This window comes from Microseira wollei NIES-4236, from assembly GCF_020521235.1.
Lineage (GTDB): Bacteria > Cyanobacteriota > Cyanobacteriia > Cyanobacteriales > Aerosakkonemataceae > Microseira > Microseira wollei.
In genome coordinates this window covers 1-13,145 of record NZ_BLAY01000128.1, presented here as the reverse complement: position 1 = coordinate 13,145, position 13,145 = coordinate 1, and the positions used below count along the sequence as shown (strand labels likewise).

The 13,145-nt window shown below is 52.4% G+C and carries 7 protein-coding genes; 5 read left to right on the top strand and 2 right to left on the bottom strand.

The window, feature by feature from the left end; all coding sequences use genetic code 11:
• Positions 1-30: 30 nt before the first annotated feature.
• The 5 genes from MiSe_RS32900 to MiSe_RS32880 all read left to right on the top strand — a co-directional run bounded on the left by MiSe_RS32900 (position 31) and on the right by MiSe_RS32880 (position 11,023).
• On the top strand, positions 31-822 hold the full coding sequence (locus tag MiSe_RS32900; protein ID WP_226588055.1) for a TatD family hydrolase: 792 nt from the start codon (positions 31-33) through the stop codon (positions 820-822).
• Between the two features lie 126 nt (positions 823-948).
• Complete coding sequence (locus MiSe_RS32895; protein WP_226588053.1) at positions 949-1,176, top strand: hypothetical protein; 228 nt, start codon at positions 949-951, stop codon at positions 1,174-1,176.
• Positions 1,177-1,391: 215 nt separating this feature from the next.
• Positions 1,392-4,757: a DNA-directed RNA polymerase subunit beta gene (gene rpoB / locus MiSe_RS32890; protein WP_226588051.1), complete on the top strand. Its 3,366-nt coding sequence runs from the start codon at positions 1,392-1,394 to the stop codon at positions 4,755-4,757.
• Between the two features lie 111 nt (positions 4,758-4,868).
• Entirely contained in the window at positions 4,869-6,743 is a 1,875-nt protein-coding gene (locus MiSe_RS32885) for a DNA-directed RNA polymerase subunit gamma (RefSeq protein WP_226588049.1), read from the top strand.
• Between the two features lie 164 nt (positions 6,744-6,907).
• Positions 6,908-11,023: a DNA-directed RNA polymerase subunit beta' gene (locus MiSe_RS32880; protein ID WP_226588047.1), complete on the top strand. Its 4,116-nt coding sequence runs from the start codon at positions 6,908-6,910 to the stop codon at positions 11,021-11,023.
• Positions 11,024-11,099: 76 nt separating this feature from the next.
• Here the strand turns inward: MiSe_RS32880 and MiSe_RS32875 are convergent, their stop codons facing one another.
• Both MiSe_RS32875 and MiSe_RS32870 read right to left on the bottom strand, forming a co-directional pair.
• Positions 11,100-12,278 carry an HhoA/HhoB/HtrA family serine endopeptidase gene (locus MiSe_RS32875; RefSeq protein WP_226588045.1) on the bottom strand — a complete coding sequence of 393 codons (1,179 nt, stop codon included), beginning with the start codon at positions 12,276-12,278 and terminating at the stop codon, positions 11,100-11,102.
• A gap of 267 nt (positions 12,279-12,545) precedes the next feature.
• On the bottom strand, positions 12,546-13,145 hold a 600-nt coding region (locus MiSe_RS32870), incomplete at its 5' end, for a sulfurtransferase (protein ID WP_264196749.1).

Below are 13,145 nucleotides of genomic sequence, written 5' to 3'. Positions count from 1 at the left end.
CCAGCCAAAACCTGTAACTCATAACCCGCTATGCAGTTGATCGACAGCCACGTACACATCAATTTTGATGTGTTTCAGTCCGATTTGGATGAAGTAAGGCAGCGGTGGCGCGAGGCGGGTGTGACTTATTTAGTCCATTCCTGCGTCGAACCTGCGGAATTTGGCAGCATCGCTGCGATCGCCAAGCAGTTTCCGGAAGTGTTTTTTGCGGTTGGCTTGCATCCTTTAGATGCCGACAAGTGGAGTGAAGCTGCGGTTGAGGAAATTTTATCTTTAGCCGAATGCGACCCCAAAGTCGTAGCTATCGGCGAAACAGGACTGGACTTTTACAAAGCCAACAACCAAACAATCCAAGAAACGGCATTTATCGCCCAGCTGGATATAGCCCGAAAACTGGATTTGCCAGTAATAATCCACTGCCGCGACGCAGCAGTGCGGATGCGGGAGATCTTGCGCCAACAATGGCAGCAAAAGGGAGCCGTGCGGGGAGTCATGCACTGCTGGGGAGGCAACCCCCAGGAAACGCAATGGTTCCTCGACTTGGGTTTTTATATCAGCTTTAGCGGCATCGTCACCTTCAAAAACGCCACCCAGATACAGGAATCAGCTCGCATGGTTCCTTTAGAGCGTTTGTTAGTCGAGACGGACTGTCCGTTTTTAGCCCCCGTTCCCAAACGCGGCAAGCGCAACGAACCCGCTTACGTGCGCTACGTAGCCGAAGCAGTAGCACGCCTGCGGGGTGTTTCCCTCCCAGAATTGGCCCGCCAAACTACTGAGAATGCTAGTAAACTTTTTGCCCTTTCAGTACCATTGGAGTGCTGAGTGGTACAGTAATACAGAGGAAAATAGCTCCAGTTCCGGGAAGAAATTACCAATTTCAGACTCGGAACTAAAAACTTTGGCAATAAAGCCCCACGAGTGAGTCAACGATTGACAGCTTGCGCCATAATGTTTAAAGGTGAAACTGCTATCAATACAAGAGTTCGCTCGATTGGGACGACCACCAAAACGCCACAATTTACCGCCACTGCACCACAACTTGTGGAACTCAACATGCACGCCAACTGGCTCTGGAATTTGGAAAAAGGGGCGTATGCTTGTACGCCCGGTTCGTTTAACTTATTCAAATACAGATACAGCCGAAAGGAAACGTTAAAAACCAGAGTTTCCCCATAAATTCCATTGCTAACAACCGATAAGGGGAAAATTATCCCCTCTAGGGCAAGGTGCTAAAGCGTCACGCCCCTGGGAGGGACGACAAACAAAAGCGTAGGTAAGATGACTCACCCTAGCCTACACAAGCGCAGCCACTACGGTTAAAATTGCTCGATTGTTTAGAACATAGCATCCCAAAGAAGCTACCCGCAATCTATAAAAGCAACAGGAGACCCATGACCAATCTGACTGTAACCGAACTAGCTGTGACGCTACCAGACCTCGTAGAGATTCAGCGGGCAAGCTTTCGCTGGTTCCTGGAAGAGGGACTGATAGAAGAACTCAACAGCTTTTCGCCGATTACCGACTACACGGGCAAGCTAGAGTTGCACTTCATGGGCAAAGACTACAAACTCAAGCGCCCCAAGTACGATGTGGATGAAGCCAAGCGCCGCGACAGCACCTATGCGGTACAGATGTACGTTCCCACCCGGTTGATTAACAAAGAAACCGGGGAAATTAAAGAACAAGAAGTCTTTATCGGCGACCTACCGTTAATGACCGATCGGGGTACGTTTATTATCAACGGCGCCGAGCGGGTAATCGTCAACCAAATCGTCCGCAGTCCGGGGGTTTACTATAAATCCGAAGTTGATAAGAACGGACGCCGTACCTACAGCGCATCGCTGATTCCCAATCGGGGGGCGTGGCTGAAGTTTGAAACCGATAAAAACGACTTGGTGTGGGTGCGAATCGACAAAACGCGCAAGCTGTCGGCGCAGGTGCTGCTGAAGGCGCTGGGGCTGAGTGATAATGAAATTTTTGACGCCCTCAGACATCCAGAATATTTCCAAAAAACCCTGGAAAAAGAAGGCAATCCCAGCGAAGAAGAAGCGCTGATGGAACTGTACCGCAAGCTGCGCCCAGGGGAACCGCCGACGGTGTCTGGCGGGCAACAGTTGCTGGAGTCGCGCTTTTTTGACGCGAAACGTTATGACTTGGGTCGGGTGGGTCGCTATAAGCTGAATCGGAAGCTGCGCCTGACGATTCAAGATACGACGCGGGTGCTGACGGCTCAAGATATTCTGGCGGCGATTGATTATTTGATTAATCTCGAGTTTGATATCGGCAATACGGACGATATCGACCACTTGGGTAACCGGCGGGTACGCAGCGTGGGCGAGTTGCTGCAAAACCAGGTGCGGGTGGGCTTAAACCGCTTGGAGCGGATTATTCGGGAACGGATGACGGTTTCCGATGCTGAATCTTTGACCCCGGCGAGTTTGGTGAACCCGAAACCTTTGGTGGCGGCGATTAAGGAATTTTTTGGCTCGTCCCAGTTGTCCCAATTTATGGATCAGACAAACCCGCTGGCAGAGTTGACTCACAAGCGCCGGTTGTCTGCCCTTGGTCCTGGAGGTTTGACGCGGGAACGGGCGGGGTTTGCGGTGCGGGATATTCACCCTTCCCACTATGGGCGGATTTGTCCGATTGAGACGCCGGAAGGGCCGAATGCGGGGTTGATTAGTTCGTTGGCAACCCACGCGCGGGTGAATATGTATGGATTTTTGGAAACGCCGTTCTGGCGGGTGGAAAATGCCCGCGTGCGGCGGGACTTGCCGCCGTTATATATGACGGCAGATGAGGAGGACGATAAGCGGGTGGCGCCGGGGGATATTGCCATCGACGAAAACGCGATGATTATGGAAGAAACCGTCCCGGTGCGCTATCGGCAAGACTTCACCACCACGACAAAAGACCAGGTGGATTTTGTGGCGGTGTCGCCGGTGCAAATTATTTCGGTGGCGACTTCGCTGATTCCATTTTTGGAACACGATGATGCTAACCGGGCGCTGATGGGGTCGAACATGCAGCGGCAAGCTGTGCCGTTGCTGAAGCCGACGCGACCCCTGGTGGGGACGGGTTTGGAAGCCCAGGCAGCGCGGGATTCGGGGATGGTGATCGTATCCAAGCAGAACGGGATTGTTAGCTATGTGGATGCGGAACGGATTCGCGTCAGGACTCTCAAAGGGGATGAGGTAGAAGCGGAAGTCGATGAAGAAGCTTTTGTCTCTTCTACTGGTGTTGCGCCTACGGCTGACGAAATTGAATACCAGTTGCAGAAGTACCAGCGCTCCAACCAAGATACTTGTCTGAATCAGCGGCCTTTGGTCAAGATAGGCGATCGCGTAGTCGCGGGACAAGTTTTAGCGGATGGTTCGGCAACGGAAGGCGGCGAAATCGCGTTGGGGAACAATATCATAGTCGCCTACATGCCCTGGGAAGGCTACAACTACGAGGACGCCATCCTGATTGGCGAGCGCTTGGTTTACAACGATGTGTACACCAGCATCCACATCGAGAAGTATGAAATCGAAGCGCGGCAAACTAAGTTAGGACCGGAAGAAATTACGCGGGAAATTCCCAACGTCGGGGAAGATGCCCTCAGACAACTCGATGAAACCGGGATTATCCGCAAGGGTGCTTGGGTGGAATCTGGAGATATTCTGGTGGGCAAGGTGACGCCCAAGGGCGAATCAGATCAGCCGCCAGAAGAAAAACTCCTGCGGGCGATTTTCGGTGAAAAAGCGCGGGACGTGCGGGATAACTCCCTGCGCGTACCCAACGGGGAAAAAGGGCGCGTGGTAGACGTGCGGGTGTTTACCCGGGAACAAGGCGACGAACTGCCCCCCGGCGCCAATATGGTCGTGCGGGTGTATGTCGCCCAGAAGCGCAAAATCCAAGTCGGGGACAAGATGGCGGGACGGCACGGGAATAAAGGGATTATTTCCCGGATTCTGCCGATTGAAGATATGCCCTATTTGCCCGATGGCACTGCGGTGGATATCGTGCTGAACCCGTTGGGGGTGCCGTCGCGGATGAACGTGGGTCAAGTGTTTGAGTGCTTGCTCGGTTGGGCTGGCAGGTCTTTGGGAGTGCGGTATAAAATCGTACCTTTTGACGAACGGTACGGGGCAGAAGCGTCGCGGATGACGGTTCACGGCAAGCTGATGCAAGCGCGGGAGCAAACCAACCAACCTTGGTTGTTTAACCCGGATAATGCGGGGAAAATTCAAGTGTTTGATGGGCGGACTGGGGAACCGTTTGACCGAGCCGTGACGGTGGGTGTGGCTTACATGCTGAAGCTGGTTCACTTGGTGGATGACAAGATCCATGCCCGGTCTACGGGTCCGTATTCTCTGGTTACCCAGCAGCCTTTGGGCGGTAAAGCGCAACAAGGCGGTCAGCGGTTCGGAGAAATGGAAGTGTGGGCGCTGGAAGCATTTGGGGCGGCTTATACCTTGCAGGAGTTGCTGACGGTGAAGTCGGACGATATGCAGGGGCGTAACGAGGCGCTGAATGCGATTGTCAAAGGTAAGGCGATTCCCCGTCCTGGAACGCCTGAGTCGTTCAAGGTGCTGATGCGGGAGTTGCAATCTTTGGGATTAGATATTGCCGTTCACAAAGTGGAAACCTTAGAAGATGGTAGCAGCCGCGATGTGGAGGTGGATCTAATGGCAGATCTGTCCAACCGCCGCACTCCGAGCAAACCCACCTATGAATCCCTCACAAGAGAGGATTTGGAAGAAGAAGAAATCTAATTGGCTAATAGCTAATCGCTAATGGCTAATGGTAAAAACAATTAGCAATTAGCGATTGGCAATTAGCAATTAGCAATTAGCAATTAGCAATTACCAATTACCAATATCGCAATGGCAAAGCTAGAACAAAGATTTGACTACGTTAAAATTGGCATTGCTTCTCCGGATCGGATTCGCCAGTGGGGCGAAAGAACGCTACCAAACGGTCAAGTGGTTGGGGAAGTAACGAAGCCAGAAACGATTAATTACCGCACCCTAAAACCGGAAATGGATGGCTTGTTTTGCGAGCGGATTTTCGGGCCAGCTAAAGATTGGGAGTGTCATTGCGGTAAGTATAAAAGAGTCCGCCACAGAGGGATTGTTTGCGAGCGCTGCGGTGTAGAAGTAACCGAATCAAGAGTCCGCAGACATCGCATGGGCTACATTAAATTAGCCGCACCAGTCGCGCATGTTTGGTATTTAAAGGGCATTCCTAGCTACATTTCGATCCTGCTGGATATGCCCCTGCGGGATGTGGAGCAGATTGTCTATTTTAATGCTTACGTTGTTCTCAATCCGGGTAATGCTGACAATCTCAGTTATAAGCAACTGCTGTCGGAAGATCAGTGGATGGAAATTGAGGATCAGCTTTACAGCGAAGATTCCCAATTGACGGGAATTGAGGTAGGTATTGGGGCGGAGGCGCTGCAACGCTTGCTGCAAGATATTAATTTAGATGCTGAAGCGGAGCAACTGCGGGAAGAAATTGCTGCTGCAAAGGGTCAAAAGCGAGCGAAGCTGATTAAGCGACTGCGGGTGATCGATAATTTTATCGCCACGGGAGCGAAAGCCGAGTGGATGGTGCTGACGGTGATTCCGGTGATTCCGCCGGATTTGCGCCCGATGGTGCAGCTGGATGGGGGTCGGTTTGCGACTTCCGATCTAAACGATTTGTACCGTCGGGTGATTAACCGGAATAACCGCTTGGCGAGGTTGCAAGAAATTTTGGCGCCGGAAATTATTGTCCGCAATGAAAAGCGGATGCTGCAAGAGGCGGTTGATGCTTTGATTGATAACGGGCGTCGGGGGCGCACGGTAGTTGGGGCAAATAACCGGCCTTTGAAGTCTTTGTCTGACATTATTGAAGGGAAGCAGGGTCGCTTCCGTCAGAACTTGCTCGGAAAGCGGGTAGATTATTCCGGACGTTCGGTAATTGTAGTCGGGCCGAAGCTGAAAATTCACCAGTGCGGTTTGCCGCGGGAAATGGCGATTGAGCTATTTCAGCCGTTTGTGATTCACCGCCTGATTCGTCAGGGATTGGTGAACAATATCAAGGCGGCGAAGAAGTTAATTCAGCGCAACGATGAGAGCGTTTGGGATGTGCTGGAAGAGGTGATTGAGGGGCATCCGGTGATGCTGAACCGGGCGCCGACGCTGCACCGTTTGGGGATTCAAGCGTTTGAACCGATTTTGGTGGAAGGTCGGGCGATTCAATTGCATCCTTTGGTGTGTCCGGCGTTCAACGCAGACTTTGACGGCGACCAAATGGCGGTTCACGTACCCTTGTCTTTGGAAGCGCAGGCAGAAACGCGGTTGTTGATGCTCGCTTGTAATAATATTCTGTCGCCAGCGACGGGGCGTCCGATTATTACGCCTAGCCAAGATATGGTGTTGGGCTGCTATTACTTGACGGCGGAAAATCCGGCGCAGCAAAAGGGGTCTGGGCGCTTTTTCTCGAATATGAACGATGTGATTGTGGCCTACGAGCAACTACAAGTAGACTTACACGCCTACATTTGGTTGCGATTTGACGGGTCGGTGGAAACGCCGGAACCGGATAACGAACCGTTGGAGGTTAAGCGCCTGGAAGACGGTACGCGCACTTGTATTTATAAGTTCCGCCGCACGCGCGAAACGGCAGAAGGCAAGCTGATTTCTCAATATATCAAGACTACGCCTGGTCGGATTATCTACAACAAGACAATTCAAGAAGCTTTGGCTGGCTAATGGCGTTCCCAGGCAGGAGCTGTGGGAACGAGGCTAATGGCTAATGGCTAATGGCTAATGGTTGCAAAAATCAGATCTATGAGGAGCGAACTATTAGCAATTAGCCATTAGCAATTAGCAATTACCAATTACCAATTACCAATTACTTAGGAATTAGAGGAACAATGGCAGACAATTTAGTTTTTCGCAATCGGGTAATTGACAAGGGTCAGCTGAAAAAACTGATTGCCTGGGCTTTTACCAACTATGGGACGGCGCGGACGGCTCAAGTGGCAGACAAGTTAAAAGACTTGGGATTCCGCTATGCGACCAAGGCTGGGGTTTCGATTAGCGTAGATGACTTACAAGTGCCTGAGAGCAAGCGAAGTCTCCTGGAAGCTGCTGAAGAAGAAATTCGCTCGACTGAAACTCGTTATACAAGGGGAGAAATTACTGAGGTTGAGCGGTTTCAAAAGGTGATCGATACCTGGAATAGCACTTCTGAAGCGCTAAAAGATGAGGTGGTGCGGAATTTTAGGGAAACCGATCCGCTGAATTCGGTTTACATGATGGCATTCTCCGGTGCGCGGGGGAATATTTCTCAGGTGCGCCAGCTGGTGGGAATGCGGGGGTTGATGGCTAATCCCCAGGGGGAAATTATCGATTTGCCGATTAAAACCAATTTCCGGGAAGGTTTGACGGTTACAGAATACATTATTTCTTCTTACGGGGCCAGAAAGGGCTTGGTGGATACGGCGCTGCGAACGGCTGACTCTGGGTATCTGACTCGCCGTTTGGTGGATGTGTCTCAGGATGTGATTATCCGGGAAGCTGACTGCTCTAGCACGCGGGGCATTGCTTTGACAGCGATGAGGGATGAGTCGAAAACGCTGATTAAGCTGTCGGATCGCTTGCTGGGGCGGGCGCTGGCGGCGGATGTGGTTCATCCGGTGACGGGGGTGGTGATGGCAACTCGCAATCAGGCGATTTCGGAAGAGTTGGCAGTCGCAATTGAGAAGGCGGGGGTAGAAGAAGTCGTGGTGCGAAGTCCCCTCACCTGCGAAGCTGCTCGCTCGGTGTGTCAAGCTTGCTACGGTTGGAGTCTCGCCCATGCTTCGGTGGTAGATTTGGGCGAAGCGGTGGGAATTATCGCCGCCCAGTCGATTGGGGAACCGGGTACTCAGCTGACGATGCGGACTTTCCACACGGGAGGCGTGTTTACCGGGGAAGTTGCCCGTCAGTTGCGGGCGGCGTTTGAGGGGACGATTCACATCGGTAAGTCCCTGAGAGCAAGGCCGTTCCGTACCCGTCACGGGGAAGATGCGGCGGTGATGGAAAATAATGCAGAAATTACTTTAGTAGGGCGTGGAGAGGGCGAAGCAACTACCCAAACTTATGCTGTACCCCAAGGTTCTACTCTGCTGGTGCGGGATGGGCAAGCGGTAAAAGCGAATCAAGTTCTGGCTGAGGTGCCGATTACGGGTCGCAACGTGCGCCGCACGACGGAAAAGGTGACGAAGGATGTAGCCAGCGATAAGGCGGGAGAGGTGAAGTTCACTGACTTGGTGGTGGAAGAAAAAACCGACCGTCAGGGCAATGTCACTCGCAACGCGGCGCGGGGCGGTTTGATTTGGATTTTGTCGGGGGAAGTGTATAATTTGCCACCGGGTGCGGAGCCGGTGGTGAGGAATGGCGATCGCGTGGAACCCGGTTCAGTTTTAGCCGAAACTAAACTGGTGACGGAACACGGCGGCGTGGTGCGACTGCCAGCGGAAAGCACCGCCAAGGGGGGACGAGAAATTGAAATTATCACTGCTAGCGTGCTGTTGGATTCGGCAATTGTGCGTGTCGAAAGCTACCAAGGACGCGACCACTATTTAATAGAAACTACGGAGGGTCAGCTGTTCTCGCTCAAGGCAACCCCGGGCACGAAGGTGGCGAATAACCAGGTGGTGGCTGAGTTGATTGACGACCGCTACCGCACTGCGACGGGAGGTATTGTGAAGTACGCCGGTGTGGAGGTGGCTAAGCGGGGCAAGGCTAAGTTGGGTTATGAGGTGATTCAGGGGGGAACCCTGCTGTGGATTCCAGAAGAATCCCATGAGGTGAATAAAGACATTTCTTTGTTGTTGGTTGAGGACGGTCAATACGTCGAGGCGGGGCACGAGGTGGTGAAAGACATCTTCTGTGCTAGCAGCGGCGTAGTGGAAGTGGTGCAGAAAAATGACATTCTGCGGGAAATTGCAGTTAAGCCGGGTGAACTGCATTTGGTGGATGACCCGGAGGCGGTGATGGCGTTGGATGGGACGATCGCGGCGCCGGGACAAGAGATCGTACCGGGTTTGGTGGCGTCGGAGTTGCGCTATGTGGAGTACGTGGAAACGCCGGAGGGTCCTGCGCTGTTGCTGCGTCCGGTGACTGAGTATGCGATTCCGTCTATCCCTTCAGTGCCTTCGCAAACGGGGACTGGGGAGGTTGTACGGGCGGATATTGAGGGTGCTGACCTGGGGAATGGTTCGCCGCTGCAAGAGCAATCCCTGATGTTGCGGGCGGTGCAGCGTCTGCCTTATAAAGATGGGGAGCGGGTGAAGTCGGTTGAAGGGTTGGAGTTGCTGCGGACTCAACTGGTGCTGGAAATCGGCAAGGATGCGGCTGGGTTGGCAGCAGATATCGAACTGGTGCCGGATGAGGAAGATCCTGATGTGATGCGCCTACAGTTGGTGATTCTGGAGTCGCTGGTGATTCGCCGGGATGTGGCAGCGGATGCAACCAGCGGCAGCACCCATACGCGGCTGTTGGTGCAGGATGGCGATCGGATTGCCCCCGGTGCCGTCGTCGCGAGGACGGAGATTCAATGTAAAGATGCGGGGGAAATCCGCGGCATTCGCGACGAAGGCGAAGCAATTCGCCGGGTTTTGGTAGTGCGGGAAGCGGACAAGCTAGCGATTAACACGGGAACTGCCAAGCCAACCGTTAAGCCAGGGGATTTGCTGGTGGCTGGGTCTACTATTGCGCCTGGAGTTGAGATACCAGAATCCGGTCAGGTAGTGAGGGTTCTCAACCGTCAGTCGTCGGGGGTTAGTGGTAATGAACTAACGACTGACGGCGGACAACTGACAACTGACAATTACCAAGTGGTGATGCGGCTAGCTCGTCCTTACCGGGTATCCCCAGGAGCGGTGCTGCACATCGAAGATGGTGACTTGGTACAGCGGGGGGATAACCTGGTGCTGTTGGTGTTCGAGCGGACTAAAACCGGGGATATTATTCAAGGTCTGCCGAGGATTGAAGAACTGCTGGAAGCTCGCAAACCGAAAGAGGCTTGCATTTTGGCGCGGCGTCCCGGTACGGTGCAGCTGACGTGGCGGCAAGACGAACCGGATGAAATCAAGGTGATCGAAGATGATGGACGCATAGCAGAGTACCCCATCGGTCCTGGTCAAAACCCGCTGGTATCTGACGGGCAACACGTCAAGGCTGGGGAACCGCTGACGGATGGTCCTGCTAATCCTCACGAGATCTTGGAGACTTTCTTCGAGTTCAACCGAGAACAATTGGGAGTTTATGAAGCGGCGCTGAGCGCGCTGAGGGCGACTCAAACGTTCTTGGTGAACGAGGTGCAGTCGGTGTATCAATCCCAAGGGATTGATATTGCTGACAAGCACATCGAGGTGATCGTGCGGCAGATGACTTCTAAAGTGCGGGTGGATGATGGCGGCGACACGACGATGCTTCCCGGTGAGTTAGTCGAATTGCGCCAAATCGAACAGGTGAATGATGCGATGTCGATTACTGGGGGCGCTCCGGCTCAGTATACGCCGATGCTGTTGGGGATTACTAAGGCTAGTTTGAATACGGATAGCTTTATCTCGGCGGCGAGTTTCCAAGAAACGACGCGGGTTCTCACGGAAGCGGCGATTGAAGGTAAATCCGATTGGTTGCGCGGACTGAAAGAAAACGTGATCATCGGGCGATTGATTCCGGCAGGCACTGGGTTCAATGCTTATGAGGACGGTGCAGCCAGTACCGATGTCGATTTGTCCTACGAAAGCAGCGCCCTGTTGGAAGAAGATGCAGAAGACTTAGAATCGCTGCACGGTAAGGCGATTCAGGATGTGGTGCTGGATGACCGGACGGCGCGTCGTTTTGGCATGGATGGCGGTTTCAATTCGTCGCGACGGGGTGGGTTAGATGGCAATTCCTACGATGACCGTTTCGGTTTTGGCGGCGATGACTCGCTTCTGGATGATGAGGATCTGATCGATGATGACGAGGATGACGATGAGGATGACGAAGATTAGGTAATGGCTAATGGCTAATCGCTAATGGTAAAAACAATTAGCAATTAGCCATTAGCAATTAGCCATTACCCATTCTCTAATTGACGTTTTCCAGTTGCGCTGTCCTCACTGCTATTTGACTGGTTTGATTGCCGCGCTGTACCGTCAGCTGTAGTTCTTGACCAACGCGGCTACGTTCGACCATGTTCTGCAACTGGTCGGCGCTGGTAACGGGTTGTCCGTCGATTTGAAGGATTACGTCTCCCCGTCGCAAACCTGCCGACGCTGCCGGGGTATTGGGTAACACCCTGACAACTAATACCCCTTGTACTTCGGGTATGGTGAAGGCGGAATTGGGGTCGTCGTTGTTTTCTTTGGCTTGTTGCGGGGTGAGGGTGGTCATTTGAATCCCCAGGTAGGGATGCGCCACGCTTTCCCCGCGCACGAGTTTACCGCTGATTTCTTTGGCTTTGTTGATCGGGATGGCAAAGCCAATTCCCATCGCGTCGGCGCGAATCGCGGTGTTGATGCCAATCACTTCCCCGGCAGCGTTTAACAAAGGTCCACCCGAGTTACCGGGGTTAATCGCCGCGTCGGTTTGAATAAAGTCGAGCCGCTTGTTCGGAACGCCGACTTCGGTGCTGGAACGGCGGAGGGTGCTGATTATACCCAGGGTGACGGTATTGTCAAGTCCCAAGGGATTGCCGACTGCGATCGCCCAATCTCCCACTTGCACCGCGCTGGAATCTCCCAGTGGTGCTACGGGTAAATCTTTACCACCAGTATTAATTTTTACCACCGCTAAATCGGTTACTTCATCGGCGCCGCGTACTTGCCCTTCAAATTGGCGTCCGTCTTTTAAGGTTACGGTTACCTTATCGGCGTTATCGACGACGTGGGCGTTGGTCAGGATAATGCCGCTTTTATCGATAATAAAGCCCGATCCTTCGCCGCGCAGGCGTTGTTGCATCGGACTGCGTTGGGGGAATTCATCGCCAAAAAAGCGGCGGAAAAAGGGGTCATCAAAGAACGGATCGATCTGGCGGGTTGTCACCGTGCGTTCGGTATCAATTCTGACAACAGATGCCCCGACGCGGTTGACGGCGGCGGTGACAAAGTTATTCACGCTTTCTCTGGTAGGTGGAGGAGGCGGTGTGCTGGGAGCAGCTTGAGATGGGGATACCTGTAGGATGCCTACGGTGAGAAAAGATCCCAGGAGGATGGCTAACCCGTAAGTGAGGATTTTGTGGAGAAAAGGAGGAAGTTTTTTGGGCATAGGGCTGATTTTTAGTCAGTTTGGATACAGCGATCTAATTATGATTATTTGGGATGCGATCGCGTAATATCAAGTTCGGTTTACTACCCATTAAAAATACTTGTTGCTTCCCTGGGTAAAGATCGATCAAAAAAGGCTGAGGTCATCACCTTTGTTTCGACCTACATCTCTGGTTTCCAAACCAAGGATTTTTGAGAGAAACCCGGTTTCTTTGCGTAAGTCCTGAAGCAGCGTTTTTTAATTGCTGCTGGGGCGAAACTCCTATAATTATCCAGCCAAATTTTCAGACGCGAACGCAACATCGCTAAGACGGCTCCACTCATTCCACGATCCATCATAATTTCTCACATTTGGATAACCCAATAAATACTTTAAGACAAACCAGGTATATCCAGATCGCCCACCAATGGCACAGTAGGGAAACACTTCTTTATCTGCTGTAATACCTTTACTGCTAAAAAGTGTCTGCAATTCATCCCTAGACTTAAAAGTTCCATCTTCATTGAGGGTGAGAGTGTGGTCGATATGCACTGCACCGGGTATGTGTCCAGCGCGTTCTGTTCCTTGCGGCGGCTGATTGAAAAACCATTCACCGTTGTATTCTTGAGGCGTGCGGACATCTAGTAAAATGCGCTCGCGCAGCCTCCCCATAAGAGAATCGCTTTTACTAATAGAATTCTCCAACAACTCTTGTGGGATAGGCGTCTCGCCTGTCAAAGAGTTTGTTTTTTGCAGAGGTCTAATAGAATTCTCCAACAACTCTTGTGGGATAGGCGTCTCGCCTGTCAAAGAGTTTGTTTTTTGCAGAGGTCTAATAGAATTCTCCAACAACTCTTGTGGGATAGGCGTCTCGCCTGTCAAAGAGTT